A 15,650-nucleotide genomic window follows, 5' to 3' on the forward strand; every position below is an offset into this window, starting at 1 on the left:
GCCGACAAAAGCAAAAAGCCCCAGAGCGATCTGGGGCATTTCTAGGGTCAGGTATTCCTGATTATTTCGGTGCTTTTGCGAAACGCAGGTAGGGCAGTTTGATATCCAGATCGCCGTAACGCTCTTTGGCCTGATCGTTGTTCAGAGCAAGGGCCACGATCACATCCTGACCGGGCTGCCAGTTTGCCGGGGTGGCCAGCGGCACGCCATCGGTTTGCTGAACGGCGTCCAGCGCCCGCAGAATCTCGGCAAAGTTGCGGCCAACCGACATCGGGTAGGACATGGTCAGGCGCACCTTTTTATCCGGACCGACGATATAGACGGTGCGGACGGTCGCGGTGTTGGCCGGGGTGCGGCCTTCCGAGGGCAGATAGTAATCGGCGGGCAGCATGTCATAGGCCTTTGCGACCGACAGGCTGGTGTCGTCGATGATCGGGAAGTCAGCCGCGCTGCCGCCGAAGGCTTCGATGTCGCGTTTCCATTTCTGGTGGTCTTCGACCGAGTCAACCGAAACGCCGATGACCTTGGTGTTGCGCTTTTTCCATTCGGCGGCCAGTTGGGCCACAGCGCCGAATTCCGTGGTGCAGACAGGGGTAAAGTCGCGCGGGTGGCTGAAGATGATTCCGTAGCCATCGCCCAGCCATTCGTGGAACTTGATCGTTCCGGCGGTCGATTCCGCGGTGAAATCGGGGGCGACGTCGTTTATACGCACAGACATATGTCTCACTCCTGTTTGGTTACGGGACAGATAAGCCAGATCAGAACAAAATTCATCCCCCTGCCTTGCCTCTGCGACAAAAGAGGACGGACGCCTTTGTTTGGGGCAGATGAGAAAAGGATTTCCCAAGGCGGAATAGGCCCGCGGTCCGTCATTCTGCTGGAACCGCCGGTCATTCAGAGCGTTTCCCGACGCCTTTCTGTCGGAGTTGTGGTTGCACTGCGCTTTCTGCTCTGACAAAATATGATCAAATTATCACCAAGGAGGCATCCGATGCTTGAGAAACGCCAGTTCTATATCAATGGCCAGTGGGTGAACCCGGCTGCGCCGCGCGATTGTCAGGTGATCAATCCCTCGAACGAAGAACCTTGCGCCGTGATCAGCCTTGGGGATCAGGCCGATACCGATGCCGCCGTTGCCGCCGCCAAGGCCGCCTTCCCGGCTTGGGCCGCCACGCCGCCGTCCGAGCGGGCGCGTCTGGTGCGCAAGATTCTGGATCAATACGAGGCGCGGCTACACGAGTTCGCCGAGGCGATCAGCATGGAGATGGGTGCGCCCATCGACTTTGCGCTGTCGGATCAGGCGCCCTGCCTGCCTTGGCATACGAACAATTTCCTGACGGCCTTCGAGTCAATTGAATGGGTGCGCCCGCTGGGCCCGCAAGCCCCCGGCGCGGCCGTGGTGATGGAGCCGATTGGCGTCGTTGGCCTGATCACGCCGTGGAACTGGCCGGTGAACCAGATCGCGCTAAAGGCCATTCCGGCGATGCTGGCGGGATGCACCTGTGTGCTAAAGCCTTCGGAAGAAAGCCCGCTGAACGCGATGCTGTTTGCCGAATTCTGCCATGATGCTGGCATTCCTGCGGGCGTGTTCAACCTTGTAAACGGAGATGGCGCAGGGGTGGGATCGCAGCTTTCGGTCCATCCGGATGTCGAGATGATTTCGTTCACCGGATCAACCCGTGCGGGGCGCGCGATTTCCAAGGCGGCGGCAGACAGCCTGAAACGGGTCACGCTGGAACTGGGCGGCAAGGGCGCTAATGTGCTGTTTGCCGATGCCGATGAGAAGGCCGTCGAGCGGTCGGTCAAGCGGATGATGGAAAACACCGGCCAGTCCTGCAATGCGCCCTCGCGCCTGCTGGTCGAACGGTCGGTCTATGAGCAGACCGTGGCCAAGGCCGTGGCGGTGGCCGAGACGATCAAGGTTGGCCCCGCCCATGAGAAAGGCCCGCATATCGGCCCGGTGGTGAACAAGCGTCAGTGGGATCAGATTCAGGGCTATATCCAGAAGGGCATAGACGAAGGCGCGCGGCTGGTGACGGGTGGCCCCGGCCTGCCGGAAGGGTTCAACCGCGGCTTCTATGTCAAGCCCACGATCTTTGCCGATGTGAAGCCCGGCATGACGATCGAGAAGGAAGAAATCTTTGGGCCGGTGCTTTGCGTGATCCCGTTCGAGACCGAGGAAGAGGCGGTCAAAATCGCAAATGACACGCCCTATGGGCTGACCAATTATGTGCAGACCATGGACCCGGCCAAGGCCAACCGGATGGGGCATAAGCTGAAATCCGGCATGGTGGAAATGAACGGAAAATCGCGGGGCGCGGGGTCGTTCTTTGGCGGGGTCAAGCAATCTGGCCGCGCCCGTGAGGGCGGGATCTGGGGGCTGGAAGAGTTCCTCGAACCCAAGGGCATCTCGGGCTATGATTTCACCGTAAAAGACGCCGCAGAATAAGCGTCCCCGACGGGGACGCAAAAGCGACCGAACGAAATCAAAGGGTTAGGCATTCAGCTTAACCCTTTTTTCATTTTCGTACCTTGCAAGGCTTGGGAAGGCACTGGACTCCGTATGCGTTCACGGCATGATGATGGCCGAACGCGCGGAGGCCGCCAATTTGGACTGGTTTGTAGAGCAACTTTTCCGCATTTCGGCATTTCTTGCATTCGTGGCCACCATTGCGATTGCCGGGTGGCTGCGTGACAGAGGTGTGCCACGGCGACTGGTAAAGTTTCTTGGAATACTCGCCGGCGTAAACTGCGTTCTTGCAATTTTGATCGTGGGTCTTTCCCGCAGCGAATTGGAAAGCCTTGGCTACGAGTTTTTGCTGCCATTCTTCGTGGCAATCTTCTTTGGCATCATTGCAACCTTGGGATACCTCTGTGTTCGGGTGGCTGACAGAAAAAGGCTGATCGTGGTCGGCGTTCTATGGTGCATCGCCGCCCTTTCGTTCGTCAGCTTTTCGGTGTCCGAATATTTTGGGCGTTTCTAATGCGAAAGAGTCAGCCAAGTTGCCTGGCTTGTCCCGCAGGTCCGTCGTTGCGCGCTGTTGCCGAATGTCCGCTATCGGCCCGCACCCGCCGTTCGACCCTGTCACAATGAATGGCCGCCCCCGCCCAAGGCGGACAATGCTGCGCTTATATTAAGAGGTCCGCACTGGGCCTAAAGCCACCTCGCGGTCTGCTGGCCTCGGGACTGGGTTCATGGTCGGGGCGTCCATCGCCTATCGGATGACAATGCCTGCTTCACACATCCGTTTTTCCGCTTCTTCTGTTGGCGCGGAGGCAAGGCTGCCGCTTTTCAGAACGGTCACCTCATACCCCCGGTTACGGGCGGCGAGGGCGGTTTTTTGGACGCAGTAATTGAAGTCGAGGCCAGCGATGACAAGCGTGCCGATGTTCAGCCGCGCGAGGAGGGCGTCTAGCTCGCCTGTCACGAAGGCATCCTGCACAGGTTTTACAAGGACATGGTCGGCAAGGGACGCAAAGGGTTTTGCGAGGTCTGTTCCTGCGCTGCCCGCGATGGCCTGCCCTTTCATCGCCAGCCGCGCGATGGCCTTTGTCGAAGGGATCGACCATTCCTGACGGACGGCGATGACGGGGCGCCCTTGGGCGCGTGCGGCTTGCACCTCGTTCAGGATCGCGGTCTGGGCGGCGTCTTTGGCCGCAGCCGCGTAAGTGCCGCTGTCCCAGAAGATGGTTTGCAGATCAATCAGCAACAGGGCCGATCCGTCGCGGTTGCCGATCTTTTCGCCTTGGCTGACTGCGCCGATGCGGCGGACGCCATTGGCAAGCCACAGGACAAGAAGAAACGATGCAAAACCGATTGCATATACAAAGGTCATCTATCTTTTCCCGATTGTGCCTTTAGCCGTTCTGTCACCGCAAGCACGACCCTTAGGGCTGTCGAAATGTCTTCCTCGCTCAGATCGCGGCCAACCTCGTGCAGGATCGCCAGTTCCTGCGCGATGATCGTTGTGATCAGGCTGCTGCCGCTTTCGGTCAGTGCGAGGATCGGGGAGCGCTTGTGGCGGGGGTTTGGGCGTTGCTCGACCAGTCCGGAGGACAAGGTTTCGTTGCACATCACCTGAACATATTGCCGCTGGATTTCCAGTTTGGCGGCAATATCCGGGACGGTCATCGCACCATGTCGGTGCAAGATTTCGAGAACGGCGCGCATCCGGACCGTGAGGGCGGTGCCGTTCAGACCCGCCTCGACACAGGCTTCGGCGGCCTGCATCAAGGGGCGCGACATCCAGACGAGTTGGTGTAGGTTTTTCTCTTTCATGATGACAATATGCATGTCATTTTGACATGTATGTTGTCAATGTGCTTTTATCGCCGATCACACGCCTTGCGTTCCGTGCGCCACTCCTAGCGGGCGAGGTCTTCGAGAATCACTCGGCAGAACCGTTCCAGCGTTTCGGCGTCATCCGAAGGGGCGGCCCAGTGACGGTCGAGGGTCAGTGATCCGACGGGCACAAGGCGCGCAGCAATTTCGGGCGGCGTGGTGGCGTCGATCTGTCCCCCGGCCCAATCATGAAAGGCCGAGGAATAGCGGACTGCCGCCCCGCTGGCCGGAAGGTCAAGCGTTCCACCTTCGGCAAAGAAGGTCAGCCCATCCCCCATCTCTTCGCCGATCAGGACGAGTCGTTTTCCCAAACGGTGCTTCAGGATGGCGACGAATACGATGGCGGCCGAGAAGGTGAATTTATCGACGAGAAGGGCGACCCGCCGATCCTGCGCACCTTCGGACAGCGCGTCGATCAGGGGCATGGTGCGGAGGAAATCGCCGCCCGTGTTTCCGCGCAGGTCAAGGATCAGAGGGAGGCCGGGGCGCGAGTTTACAAGGTCTTTGGCCGTTGAAATCGCATTCGCAAGAGCGGTTTCACCGGGGTCAAAGAAGCTGGGCAGGACCAGCAGACATCCGGTTTTGCCAAAATCCCTGATCGTGAGGAAGTTTGTGGGAGACCAAGAGGCATCGGCCTTTCCATGCTCGCTGCGCGGGTAAAGCATCGCGCCGGGAATCTGATTTGCGGGATCGAGATGCAGGGTGCTGATCCGCCCTGCGGTGCTGCGTATCGTGTAGTCGATCGCGTCACCGCCCGACCAGACGCCCAAAACACGCAGGGCGCCGGGCCAGACGAAAAGGATTGGGCCGATCACGCGTTTTCGCGACGGGGTGCCGGCCAGAAGGCTGGCGGCGCGGGTTTCGATCTCGCCTGTGGGAATGCCGTTGATGGAGATCAGTTCCCCCCCGATCGCTGTTGCATGGTCTGGCGGGGCGGAAAGCAGGCGGACAGTGGTGCCAATTGTTGCGAAGCGGAGCGGCAGAACCGAAATGGCCCCGTTCGGGATCAGGCGCGTATGACCGTTTCCCGGAAGGGACAGAAGGCGCATCAGGGAAAGCAGGAAGTCGTCTTTCGCGTTTGCGACGGCATGGTTGCGGGCCTTGGCGATGTGAAGGTCCAAAAGCTCGCGCCCGATGGATCGGAAGCTGGGATCGGTCGGCAAGACCGTTGTCACGATGCTTTCAAGGTCTTGGATCAAAGCCATGAGCGAGACAGTCGTCTTGCGGCGGCTGGTGTGAAAGATCGCTGTGCGGCATCACCCATGCGCCCGCCTTAGCCACCTGCCCCGAGTGAAGCTGGTGAAAACAGGACGCCGAATTGTTCGCACCAGACGACGACGGATTTGTATTTGGACAGGTCTGTGCCTGCGGGGATGCGGTAGCTTTGATCGCCGACATTGCCGCGCAAAAGGCCGAGCGACAGCCATTCGGCGCCGGTGACATCAGAGGATTTGGCCGGATCGGGATGGGCGGAGAGCCAGAGTTCCAGATCGGGGCCATTCGTCACGGAAAAGTCGGAAAGCTGCACCTCGACCCCGCCGCCGGGCAGGGTCACGATGCGGGCCGTGCCTTTGCCCTTGTGGGCGGCATCGGCGTCGCGGAACTGGCCTTGGGCCAGTGTCATGACCTGATCGCCTTGGGCAAGTTCTTCGTTCACCACGCGGTCGATCCAGAGGGGCGAGGCGAGATACCAAAAGGCCGCGCCTGCAATGGCGCCCAAGAGAAAGCTGGGAATGGCAATTTTCAGAAATCGAACCATGGGCGGCCCCCTGACACAACCAAGATGGCCGCAGCCTAACGGATCTGGCCTAGAGGTCAAAGGTTGCGAAGACCGGAACGTGGTCGGAGGGCTGGTCCCATCCACGGACGGGGCGCAGGATGCGGCTGGAATGGCTGGCGTTCGAGATGTCGGGGGTGGCCCAGATATGGTCAAGCCTGCGGCCCTTGTCGGCGGCATCCCAATCGGCGGCGCGGTAGGACCACCAGCTGTATAGCAGGCCGTTCGGAATGTCCTTGCGGGTCACATCGACCCAAGCGCCCGCATCTTGAGTTTGGGCCAGATGCTCCACCTCGATCGGGGTGTGGCTGACGATCTTCAAAAGCTGCTTATGGCTCCAGACGTCATCTTCGCGCGGGGCAATGTTCAGATCGCCGACAAGGATGGATTTCTGCGGCTTTGCGCCGTGAAATTCATCGCGCAGATGGGTGAGGAAATCGAGCTTTTGGCCAAATTTCTCATTCTGCTCTCGGTCGGGAATGTCGCCCCCGGCGGGGACATAGCAGTTGTGGATGGTGACACCGTTTTCCAACCGGGCCGCAACGTGGCGGGCATGGCCAAGATTGGCCCAGTCGGTGGAGCCTGCATCCTCCAACGGGAGCTTCGACAGGATGGCGACGCCGTTATATCCCTTTTGCCCACGGGCAACCATGTGGGTGTAACCAAGCGCCCGGAACTGTTCGACGGGGATTTTCTCGACCGGGCTTTTGCATTCTTGCAGGCACAGGATATCGGGCTGCTCTTCTGCCATCAGGCGGGCCACCAAGCCTTCACGCAGGCGGACTGAATTGATGTTCCAAGTGGCGAGGGTAAAGGGCATTGCGGTCTCCCGGTCTTAGGGCTGCCGCGACCCTATCGCGGAGCAGCGCCGGATGCCACCGCAGATCGGCGCAAAAAAAGAGCCCGGACGCGTTGTCCGGGCCGTAAGTCCAACAGGGAGGTGTGGAGAGAATGCGTGGAATGCCCAGATGGTTCCTTGACCTAAATCAAATATCTGGGACTCAGGAAAAAAGAGGCCGGGCATTTGCCCGGCCAGGTCCAACAGGGAGGTTCCGTGTCATAACCCCGACACGGAGAGGGGAACTTTCGTCACCAATCTCTCTCATAATGGTATATGAAAGATGAATATGGCAACAATAGGACATTAGGCTACCAAACGATATCCACCGCTTTCTGTGACCAAAATGCGCGCATTTGCGGGATCGGGTTCGATCTTTTGCCGCAAGCGGTAGATATGTGTTTCCAACGTGTGGGTGGTGACCCCCGCATTGTAGCCCCAGACCTCGTGCAGAAGAACATCGCGGGCCACCACGCCAGACTGGGCGCGGTAAAGGAACTTCAGGATGTTGGTTTCCTTTTCCGTCAGGCGAATCTTCTTTTCACGCTCATCCAGCAGTAGTTTTTGCGCAGGGCGGAAGGTGTAGGGGCCAAGCTGGAACACGGCGTCTTCGGACTGTTCGTGTTGGCGCAGCTGGGCACGGATTCGCGCCAGAAGGACCGGGAATTTGAAGGGCTTGGTCACATAGTCATTGGCGCCAGCATCAAGGCCCAAGATCGTGTCAGCGTCGCTGTCATGCCCGGTCAGCATCAGGATTGGGCATTTGACGCCCGATTTCCGCATCCGGCGGCAGAGTTCGCGGCCATCGGTATCGGGCAGGCCAACGTCAAGGATGACAAGGTCATAGATCGCGGCCTTGGCTTTTTCCATGCCTTCGGCCCCGTTCGCGGCCTCGAACACGTCGAAATCTTCGGTCATGACCAGCTGTTCCGACAGCGCCTCGCGAAGGTCGTCATCATCGTCGACCAGAAGGATTTTACGCAGTTGAGCCATTGTTGCCTCCGTCACTCGGTTACGGAACTGATTTCGCCAGAGATGCGCCCCGATCACGAAGCCTGCAAGAATTGCAACGGAAGCCTCACGCGGTCGTGTCGGGGGACCGGGATATGTTTCAATTCCGTCATCCGGGCGATATGAGTGGGGTGAGAGATGAGGTAAAAATGAGCCTTGGACCCAGCATTGCCGAACAATTGAACCGCGCCCGCATTGATTTGCGGATGGGGGTGCCGGTGGTATTGGCCGAAGATGGGCGGGCCGCATTGGTGGCGGCGGTCGAGACTTTGGGCGGTGAGCGGCTGGCGGGATTGCGGGCGATGGGGATGCCGGAACTGGCGATCACCGCAAGGCGGGCCGAGACCTTGAAGGCGCGGGCCTATGACGGCGATCTAGCGCGGATTGGTGTGGGGCCGGACCGTGGGCTGGAGTGGTTGCGCGCCATGGCAGATCCGTCTGACGATCTGCGGGTGCCGATGAAGGGGCCGTTTCATGCGTTGCGTGACGGGTCTGCGGGCTTGCACCGGGCTGCGATTCAACTGGTGAAATCAGCGCATCTTTTACCTGCGGCATTGGTGGTGCCGGTGGCAAATGGCTTGGCTATTGCGGCGGAACAAGGGCTGACTTTTCTGGCCTTGGATCAGGCCGCGGCGGCGCTGATTGCTTTGTCCCCGCTGCAAGAAGTGTCGTCGGCCCGGTTGCCGATGGTCGCAAGCCACGCGGGCCGAGTGCATGTGTTTCGCCCCGACGACGGCACTGAAGAGCATTACGCCATTGAAATCGGGCGTCCTGACCGTGACGCCCCGGTGCTGGCGCGGCTGCATTCGGCCTGTTTTACCGGCGATGTCTTGGGGAGCCTGAAATGCGATTGCGGGCCGCAGTTGCGGTCGGCCTTGGCGCAGATGGGGGAGGAAGGCTCTGGCGTGTTGCTCTACCTGAACCAGGAAGGGCGCGGGATCGGGCTGGCCAACAAGATGCGAGCCTATAGCCTGCAAGATCAGGGCTTTGACACGGTAGAGGCCAATCATCGGTTGGGTTTTGAAGACGACGAGCGGGATTTTCGCATTGGGGCAGAGATTCTGCGGCGCATGGGATTTTCCTCGGTTCGGTTGCTGACCAACAATCCAAAGAAGATTGCGATGATGGAAGGCTGTGGCATCAAAGTGGTAGAGCGGGTGCCGCTGAAAGTGGGCGAAACCCATGAAAACGCGGCCTATCTGGCCACCAAGGCCAAGAAATCGGGGCATTTGCTGTGAAAGAAGGCGATCTGGTCGTCACCCGTCAGGGCGCAAGGTTCATGGGGCGGTCCTTTCCCTGCAGCATCGGGCGCGGTGGAATTGTTCCGGCCAAGGAAAAGCGGGAAGGCGATGGGGCGACGCCAGAGGGCACGCATCGGATTGTGGGGATGCTCTACAATCCCGCCCGCATGACCCGACCGACGGGCTGGGCGCTGCCGGTTTCGCACGCGGACCGCTGGTCTGACGATGGAGATGACCCGGACTATAATCTGATGGTGCGGATGCCTCATGCCTATAGCCACGAACGGCTATGGCGGGCGGACCCGCTGTATGACCTGATTTTGCTGACCGATTGGAACTGGCCCCATGCGGAGCCGGGGCGCGGTTCGGCCATTTTCATTCATACATGGCGCAGACCGCGCTATCCCACGGCGGGATGTGTTGCCTTTTCCCGGCAGGACCTTTTGTGGATTGCCCCGCGCATTGGCTATGAGACGCGTGTGATCATTCGGGGATAGGGGGCAGACTCCCTCTTCCCAAAGCGCTTTGGAAACCGTATTCTGCGCCTTGAAAACAGGGGGGCGCGCTTATGGCCAAGATGGCTGCATCCGCAGACGACGATATTTTTGACCTGCGTTTGGCGCGGTCCGCGCCTGATCTTTGGCCGATGCTGGAACAGCTTTACGGTCAGCATCCGGATTATGCCGAGTTCGTTCCAAAGCTGGAAAAGGCGCTGCGAAAATCTTGGGCTGCGCGCCCGTCAGACCTGAAACGGCTGGACCTGAAGCGCGATCTGGAGCCGGACTGGTTTCAGCGCCCCGATATGGCGGGCTATGTGTTCTACATCGACCGCTTTGCCGGCACGCTGAAAGGCGTTCTGGAAAAGCTGGATTATCTGGAAGATCTGGGCGTCAGTTACGTCCATTTCATGCCCTGCCTGAAGCCCCGCCCCGGCGACAGTGACGGTGGCTATTCGGTGATGGATTACCGCAAGATCAACCCGGATTACGGGTCGATGGAGGATTTTGAAGAGGTCGCTACGGCTTTGCGGCAGCGGGGCATTTCGCTGTGCATTGATCTGGTGCTGAACCACACTGCAAAGGAACATGCGTGGGCCAAGAAGGCGGCCAAGGGAGAGGCAAAGTATCAGGATTACTACCTGATGTTCGACAGCCCCGAAATTCCGAACCAGTATGAACAAAGTCTGGTCGAGGTCTTTCCAGACAATGCGCCGGGGAATTTCACGCATTATCCCGCATTCGGAAAATGGGTGTGGACGACGTTCAACGAACATCAGTGGGATCTGAACTGGGCCAATCCGGCAGTGTTTCTGGAAGTGGTCGAGATCATGTTGTTTCTGGCCAATCGCGGCGTGGATGTGCTGCGACTGGATGCCGTGGCGTTTATGTGGAAGCGGATGGGAACGCGCTGCCAATCGGAACCCGAGGTGCATATGCTGCTTCAGGCACTGCGGGCCTGCTCGCGCATCGCGGCACCGGCAGTGATTCATCTGGAGGAAGCGATTGTCGCGCCCGAAGAGATGCTGCCCTATCTTGGGCGAGGCCAGCATGACGGCAAGGAAGGCAATCTGGCCTATCACAACAGCCTTATGGTGCAGTTCTGGTCGGCGCTGGCGACACGGGACACGCGTCTGATGGCGCATGTTCTGGGCACACATTTTCCGGAAACACTGCGGAACGCGACCTATGCGACCTATATCCGCTGCCATGATGATATTGGCTGGGCGGTGACCGATCAGGATGCCGGGGCCTTGGGTTTTTCGGGCCCCGCGCATCGGGCCTTTTTATCGGATTTCTATGATGGCAGTTTTGAGGGCAGTTTTGCCCGTGGCGCGCTGTTTCAGGAAAACCCGGCAACGGGGGACAAGCGGATTTCGGGCAGTTTCGCGTCACTCGCCGGGCTGGAGAAAGCGATGGCCGAGGGGGATTCGGCAGCCATTGACCGGGCGGTGCAGCGGATTTTGATGGGCCATGCGCTGATCGCGAGTTTTGGCGGCATTCCTTTGATCTATATGGGCGACGAATTGGCCCTGTTGAATGATCGTGGTTATCTGGATGTGCCGGAACATGCCCATGACAGCCGGTGGATTCACCGGCCCAAGATGGACTGGGCGCTGGCGGCCAATCGCGAGGATGGGCAAGATCCGGCGGCGCGCGTTTTCCGGGGCACGCGCGAGATTCTGGCGCGCCGTCGGGCGGTGCCGGGGCTTCACGCGGGATATGGCACGCGGGTTTTGCATTGCGACGTGCCGGGCATTTTTGCCTTTGCACGGCTGGCGCCGACCGGGCCGATCCTGTGCCTGTTCAATTTCACCGAAAGCTGGCTGAACCTGCCGGAATCCTGGCTGCGGCTGCATGGAATTCGCGAGATGCATGACCTGCTGTCGGATCATCCGGCCGAGCTCCATCACGGGTCGATCGCCTTGCCGCCCTATGCGCGGGTTTGGTTGTCTTAAACGCTTTATCGGCTGCTGTAGTCGCGGGCACCAAAGATGGCGCTGCCCACGCGGATGTGGGTTGCGCCATGCGCGATGGCAGATTCGAAATCGCTGCTCATGCCCATCGACAGGCCCGAAAGCCCGTGATCTTTGGCCATTTTCGCCAGCATCGCGAAATGCGGGGCGGCATCTTCGGATTCAGGTGGGATGCACATCAGCCCGTGGATGGGCAGATCAAGCTTGGCGCAATCGGTTAGGAAAGTGTCGAGGTCATCAGGCAGGACGCCGGCCTTTTGCGGCTCGGCCCCGGTGTTGACCTGAACGAAAAGCTGCGGGCAAGTGCCGCGGGATTGGGCAAGGCTGGCCAGCTTTTGCGCGAGGCTGGGGCGGTCAACAGTGTGGATGGCGTCAAAGAGGTCGACGGCGACCTTGGCCTTGTTGGTTTGCAAGGGTCCGATCATATGAACCTGAACCGCGCCATAAGAGTCGCGGAAGGCGGGCCATTTGCCCTGCGCCTCTTGGACATAATTTTCGCCGAAAACGCGGTGGCCTTGATCCAACACAGCCTGAACGCGGTCCAATGGCTGAACCTTTGAGACGGCGATCAGCGTGACCGACCCGGGCGAACGGCCATGTTCGGCTTCGGCCTTGGCGATGCGGGCGGTGATTTCGGAAAGCGACATGGGAACCTTTGGTGCTGTTTCTGCCGTTTCGGCCAAACAATCACATAAGGCAACCGGGGGAAAGATCAGCACCCCGGAAAAGAGAAGAGCGGACCCGAAGGCCCGCTCTTCCCTATAACCGTTTCGTTCAGATTAGAACGAGAACGACAGACCGACGTCTGCAACGGTGGTGCTTGCACCAGCGCCGACTTTGGAGTTAGCGATACCGCCAACAACCTTGGCACCGCCGCCGAGGTCGTAGGAAGCGCCAACGCCGTAGGCCTTCATGTCGCCGCCGAACACGTCGACGCCGTTCTGACGGTAGTAGGCGGTCAGGCCCAGGCCGTCCATCGAGTACGAAGCCGAAACAGCGGTCTGCTTGTATGTAGCAGCGCCGATGTCAGCCTGGCCGTGAGCCAGCTTGAAGGTGATGCCCGAGAAGGTTGCCGAGCCGCCGATGATCACGTGGTCAACCGAGGTGCCAGCGATGTCGGTGGTTTCGTAGCCGAGGCCAACGGTGTAAGCGTCGGTCGAGTACTTAACACCAACTGCGTAGGTGTTCTGGGTCGGCAGCAGACCGGTAACCACGTTGCCGAGGTTGTACGAAACGCCAGCGCCGTCGAGACCTGGGTTGTCAGCCGAGATTGCGAACGAGATCGCGCCAGCCGAGTACTCGTAACGAGCGGCCGAGCGGCGCTTGTTCGAGAGGTACAGGTTTTCGTTCATGTCGCCGAGGCCGGTGAGGCCAACGCCGTCAACGTGCGGAACTGCGAATTCAGCAGCGCCACCAACGTCACCCATGGTCAGTTTGCCGAAAGCGCCCGAAACGAACACCGAACCAGCGGTGCCAGCAGCGCCGCCACCAGCGTTGTCAGCGCGGATCGAGCCGCCGAACGACAGGCCGCCGTCGGTTTCGCCCGAAGCGGTGAACGAGATACGGATACGGCTGGTGAAAGCGAGCTCGTTAGCAGCGCCTTCGGTGTAGGTCACGCCCATACGGCCATCGCCGCCGACGGTGACTTCAGCAGCAGCGACGGTTGCGGACATTGCCAGCACGGTCGTTGCGAGAAGAAACTTTTTCATGTTGTTCCCTTTCGTATTTCAACACATACCGCCGTCTTACTGGCGGCGACATGAGTTTGTCTAACCTGTACCTTCGGACAATTACATATCCTTCTGCTCTTTTCCGAGCCAAAGCCCGCACCCTGTAGCTTGGATGCAACAATGCTGTCGCAGGCCCCTTATTATTCAGGGGTTACAGGACCATATATATAGAGTGTTCTGGGCGATTTCCGGCCGATTGCCGCGCAATCCGGGCGCAGAAATGAAAAAGAGCGGGCACGAGGCCCGCTCTTCCAAGACTGAGTCTTGCGTTCAGATTAGAACGAGAACGACAGACCGACATCTGCAACGGTGGTGCTTGCTCCAGCGCCGACTTTCGAGTTGGCGATGCCGCCGACAACCGAAGCGCCGCCGCCGAGGCCATAGGACGCGCCAACACCATAGGCTTTGAAGTCGCCCGGGATCACGTCGAGGCCAGACTGCTTATAATAGGCGGTGAGGCCGAGGCCATCCATCGAGTACGACGCCGAAACAGCGGTCTGCTTGAAGGTAGCAGCGCCGATGTCAGCCTGGCCGTGGGTCAGCTTCATGGTCACGCCCGAGAAGGTGGCCGAGCCGCCGACGATGACGTGGTCAACCGAGGTGCCAGCGATATCGGTGGTTTCGTAGCCGAGGCCAACGGTGTAAGCGTCGGTCGAGTACTTAACACCAACTGCGTAGGTGTTCTGGGTTGCCAGAGCCGGGGTAACGAAGTCGCCGAGGTTGTACGAAACGCCAGCGCCATCGGTGCCTGGGTTGTCAGCCGAGATTGCGAACGAGATCGCGCCAGCCGAGTACTCGTAACGAGCGGCCGAACGACGGCTGTTCGAGAGGTACAGCATTTCGTTCATGTCGCCGAGGCCGGTGAGGCCAACGCCGTCAACGTGGCCGACAGCAAAGTTGGCAGCGCCGCCAACGTCACCCATGGTCAGCTTGCCGAAAGCGCCCGAAACGAACACCGAACCAGCGGTGCCAGCAGCGCCGCCACCAGCGTTGTCAGCGCGGATCGAGCCGCCGAACGACAGGCCGCCGTCGGTTTCGCCCGAAGCGGTGAACGAGATACGGATACGGCTGGTGAAAGCGAGCTCGTTAGCAGCGCCTTCGGTGTAGGTCACGCCCATACGGCCATCGCCGCCGACGGTGACTTCAGCAGCAGCGACGGTGGCCGACAGGGCCAGAACGGTCGATGCGAGAAGAACTTTTTTCATCTTTATTCCCTCATGGTTCGAGATTTTCGACCATGCCCCACACAACGATGCGAGGCTGGCTCCCCCCTCAATCTTCCTTGAAGAAGGCCCTTTCAAGCGAGCCAAGGAGACGGTCGCGAGATCATCAAACTGTGCGGCCTACTTGCTACATCATATTGTTTCTAAATACATATTTTAGAATGCCCCAGACACATTCTTTTGCTTCTGAGTTAACTTTTGGAGATGCGTTTTTAGACTTTCGCCAATTTTCGCCCGAGCGGCCGCTTGCAACCGCCTTTGGACCTGCCGTCAAAAAGCCTTGGCACGCTGTAAGGGCTAGGCTAGACAGCAAAAGAATGAATTTCGGGGGTCGGGATGTTCCTTCACCGCTTTACGCGCATTGCAGTCATGACCGGCGTCCTTGGCGCCCTTTCTGCCTGTGGGGGCGGTATTGGCAGCAGCAACCTGTTCAGCCGGACCGGGGTTCCGACCGACGAGCAGCTTGCGTCGAAGGAACGGGCCGATGCCCAGCGTGCAGCCTTGGCCCGCGCCAATGGCGAAGACAAACGCCGTTCGACCATCTGGGATCTGTTCACCAACACGTCTGACCCGAACACCACGGTCGAAGTGAACAAGTATCTGTGGCAGGCCAGCCTTGAAGTGCTGAATTTCCTGCCGATTGAATCGGTTGACCCGTTCACTGGCGTTATCGTGACCGGCTACGGCACGCCCCCCGGCGGCGGTCGCGCCTATCGCGCGACGATCTATGTGCAAGACCCGGCGCTGGATGCGCGGTCGCTGCGTGTGGCCCTGCAATCGCGGGGCGGCGCTGTTCCTGCAGAGACGGCCAAAGCGATCGAAGACGCGATTCTGACTCGTGCGCGCCAGTTGCGTATCCGCGATTCGAAGCTTTGATCAGACGCTGGATGCGATTTCGCACGGCGCTTGTTACAGCGCTTCACGGAGCGGTGATCTTCGCGGAAATCTGAAACTTCGATAAAAATGGACTCGTTCCTGCTGCATACCCGGTCGATTGGCGGCCGGATTGTGGAGG

At 59.5% G+C, this 15,650-nt stretch carries 16 protein-coding genes; 6 read left to right on the forward strand and 10 right to left on the reverse strand.

The window, feature by feature from the left end; translation table 11 throughout:
- Positions 1–61 precede the first annotated feature (61 nt).
- Positions 62–718, reverse strand: a complete 657-nt coding sequence (locus tag ACSBLW_RS12190; RefSeq protein ID WP_435256891.1) for a peroxiredoxin — start codon at positions 716–718, stop codon at positions 62–64.
- 273 nt (positions 719–991) lie between these two features.
- On the opposite strand from ACSBLW_RS12190, the gene ACSBLW_RS12195 reads away from it, so the two are divergent.
- Both ACSBLW_RS12195 and ACSBLW_RS12200 read left to right on the forward strand, forming a co-directional pair.
- Positions 992–2,449, forward strand: a complete 1,458-nt coding sequence (locus ACSBLW_RS12195; protein WP_435256892.1) for an aldehyde dehydrogenase family protein — start codon at positions 992–994, stop codon at positions 2,447–2,449.
- Positions 2,450–2,582: 133 nt separating this feature from the next.
- Positions 2,583–2,984 carry a hypothetical protein gene (locus ACSBLW_RS12200; RefSeq protein ID WP_435256893.1) on the forward strand — a complete coding sequence of 134 codons (402 nt, stop codon included), beginning with the start codon at positions 2,583–2,585 and terminating at the stop codon, positions 2,982–2,984.
- A gap of 231 nt (positions 2,985–3,215) precedes the next feature.
- On the opposite strand, the gene ACSBLW_RS12205 is transcribed toward ACSBLW_RS12200, so the two are convergent.
- The 6 genes from ACSBLW_RS12205 to ACSBLW_RS12230 form a co-directional block, all read right to left on the reverse strand.
- Positions 3,216–3,836, reverse strand: a complete 621-nt coding sequence (locus ACSBLW_RS12205) for a cysteine hydrolase family protein (RefSeq protein WP_435256894.1) — start codon at positions 3,834–3,836, stop codon at positions 3,216–3,218.
- Positions 3,833–4,294, reverse strand: a complete 462-nt coding sequence (locus ACSBLW_RS12210; protein WP_435256895.1) for a MarR family winged helix-turn-helix transcriptional regulator — start codon at positions 4,292–4,294, stop codon at positions 3,833–3,835. The genes ACSBLW_RS12205 and ACSBLW_RS12210 overlap by 4 nt, the downstream gene beginning before the upstream one ends.
- A gap of 71 nt (positions 4,295–4,365) precedes the next feature.
- Positions 4,366–5,547 carry a peptidase S41 gene (locus ACSBLW_RS12215; RefSeq protein ID WP_435256896.1) on the reverse strand — a complete coding sequence of 394 codons (1,182 nt, stop codon included), beginning with the start codon at positions 5,545–5,547 and terminating at the stop codon, positions 4,366–4,368.
- A 68-nt stretch (positions 5,548–5,615) separates the two neighbouring features.
- The gene (locus ACSBLW_RS12220) at positions 5,616–6,101 is read right to left on the reverse strand and encodes a DM13 domain-containing protein (RefSeq protein ID WP_435256897.1); all 486 of its coding nucleotides are present in this window, start codon (positions 6,099–6,101) and stop codon (positions 5,616–5,618) included.
- A 49-nt stretch (positions 6,102–6,150) separates the two neighbouring features.
- Positions 6,151–6,939, reverse strand: a complete 789-nt coding sequence (locus tag ACSBLW_RS12225; RefSeq protein WP_435256898.1) for an exodeoxyribonuclease III — start codon at positions 6,937–6,939, stop codon at positions 6,151–6,153.
- Between the two features lie 324 nt (positions 6,940–7,263).
- Positions 7,264–7,950 (reverse strand): response regulator transcription factor, encoded by a 687-nt coding sequence (locus ACSBLW_RS12230; RefSeq protein ID WP_435256899.1) that lies wholly within the window; start codon positions 7,948–7,950, stop codon positions 7,264–7,266.
- 167 nt (positions 7,951–8,117) lie between these two features.
- Here ACSBLW_RS12230 and ribA point away from each other — a divergent pair, with 167 nt between their 5' ends.
- The 3 genes from ribA to ACSBLW_RS12245 all read left to right on the forward strand — a co-directional run bounded on the left by ribA (position 8,118) and on the right by ACSBLW_RS12245 (position 11,664).
- The gene (ribA, locus tag ACSBLW_RS12235) at positions 8,118–9,206 is read left to right on the forward strand and encodes a GTP cyclohydrolase II (RefSeq protein ID WP_435256900.1); all 1,089 of its coding nucleotides are present in this window, start codon (positions 8,118–8,120) and stop codon (positions 9,204–9,206) included.
- A complete protein-coding gene (locus ACSBLW_RS12240) occupies positions 9,203–9,706 on the forward strand; it encodes a L,D-transpeptidase family protein (RefSeq protein ID WP_435256901.1) in 504 nt (167 codons plus the stop codon). Before ribA ends, ACSBLW_RS12240 begins: the two co-directional genes overlap by 4 nt.
- Before the next feature lie 80 nt (positions 9,707–9,786).
- Complete coding sequence (locus ACSBLW_RS12245; RefSeq protein ID WP_435256902.1) at positions 9,787–11,664, forward strand: amylosucrase; 1,878 nt, start codon at positions 9,787–9,789, stop codon at positions 11,662–11,664.
- A gap of 5 nt (positions 11,665–11,669) precedes the next feature.
- On the opposite strand, the gene ACSBLW_RS12250 is transcribed toward ACSBLW_RS12245, so the two are convergent.
- From ACSBLW_RS12250 to ACSBLW_RS12260, 3 genes are all read right to left on the reverse strand, one after another.
- Complete coding sequence (locus tag ACSBLW_RS12250; protein ID WP_435256903.1) at positions 11,670–12,329, reverse strand: YggS family pyridoxal phosphate-dependent enzyme; 660 nt, start codon at positions 12,327–12,329, stop codon at positions 11,670–11,672.
- 132 nt (positions 12,330–12,461) lie between these two features.
- Positions 12,462–13,391, reverse strand: coding sequence for a porin (locus tag ACSBLW_RS12255; RefSeq protein WP_435256904.1), 930 nt, complete (start codon positions 13,389–13,391; stop codon positions 12,462–12,464).
- A gap of 296 nt (positions 13,392–13,687) precedes the next feature.
- Positions 13,688–14,617 carry a porin gene (locus ACSBLW_RS12260; protein WP_435256905.1) on the reverse strand — a complete coding sequence of 310 codons (930 nt, stop codon included), beginning with the start codon at positions 14,615–14,617 and terminating at the stop codon, positions 13,688–13,690.
- A 354-nt stretch (positions 14,618–14,971) separates the two neighbouring features.
- Here ACSBLW_RS12260 and ACSBLW_RS12265 point away from each other — a divergent pair, with 354 nt between their 5' ends.
- Positions 14,972–15,511 carry a DUF3576 domain-containing protein gene (locus ACSBLW_RS12265; protein WP_435256906.1) on the forward strand — a complete coding sequence of 180 codons (540 nt, stop codon included), beginning with the start codon at positions 14,972–14,974 and terminating at the stop codon, positions 15,509–15,511.
- Positions 15,512–15,650 lie beyond the last annotated feature (139 nt).

The organism is Thioclava sp. FR2 (assembly GCF_051200875.1).
Lineage (GTDB): Bacteria > Pseudomonadota > Alphaproteobacteria > Rhodobacterales > Rhodobacteraceae > Pseudotabrizicola.

Bases quoted from the DNA above. Each gene is read 5' to 3' on its own strand.
- ACSBLW_RS12200 (WP_435256893.1), top strand. From the start codon at position 2,583: ATGGCCGAACGCGCGGAGGCCGCCAATTTGGACTGGTTTGTAGAGCAA.
- ACSBLW_RS12190 (WP_435256891.1), bottom strand. From the start codon at position 718: ATGTCTGTGCGTATAAACGACGTCGCCCCCGATTTCACCGCGGAATCG.
- ACSBLW_RS12205 (WP_435256894.1), bottom strand. From the start codon at position 3,836: ATGACCTTTGTATATGCAATCGGTTTTGCATCGTTTCTTCTTGTCCTG.
- ACSBLW_RS12250 (WP_435256903.1), bottom strand. From the start codon at position 12,329: ATGTCGCTTTCCGAAATCACCGCCCGCATCGCCAAGGCCGAAGCCGAA.
- ACSBLW_RS12260 (WP_435256905.1), bottom strand. From the start codon at position 14,617: ATGAAAAAAGTTCTTCTCGCATCGACCGTTCTGGCCCTGTCGGCCACC.
- ACSBLW_RS12245 (WP_435256902.1), top strand. From the start codon at position 9,787: ATGGCTGCATCCGCAGACGACGATATTTTTGACCTGCGTTTGGCGCGG.
- ACSBLW_RS12220 (WP_435256897.1), bottom strand. From the start codon at position 6,101: ATGGTTCGATTTCTGAAAATTGCCATTCCCAGCTTTCTCTTGGGCGCC.
- ACSBLW_RS12195 (WP_435256892.1), top strand. From the start codon at position 992: ATGCTTGAGAAACGCCAGTTCTATATCAATGGCCAGTGGGTGAACCCG.
- ribA (WP_435256900.1), top strand. From the start codon at position 8,118: ATGAGCCTTGGACCCAGCATTGCCGAACAATTGAACCGCGCCCGCATT.
- ACSBLW_RS12225 (WP_435256898.1), bottom strand. From the start codon at position 6,939: ATGCCCTTTACCCTCGCCACTTGGAACATCAATTCAGTCCGCCTGCGT.
- ACSBLW_RS12210 (WP_435256895.1), bottom strand. From the start codon at position 4,294: ATGCATATTGTCATCATGAAAGAGAAAAACCTACACCAACTCGTCTGG.
- ACSBLW_RS12215 (WP_435256896.1), bottom strand. From the start codon at position 5,547: ATGGCTTTGATCCAAGACCTTGAAAGCATCGTGACAACGGTCTTGCCG.
- ACSBLW_RS12265 (WP_435256906.1), top strand. From the start codon at position 14,972: ATGTTCCTTCACCGCTTTACGCGCATTGCAGTCATGACCGGCGTCCTT.
- ACSBLW_RS12230 (WP_435256899.1), bottom strand. From the start codon at position 7,950: ATGGCTCAACTGCGTAAAATCCTTCTGGTCGACGATGATGACGACCTT.
- ACSBLW_RS12255 (WP_435256904.1), bottom strand. From the start codon at position 13,391: ATGAAAAAGTTTCTTCTCGCAACGACCGTGCTGGCAATGTCCGCAACC.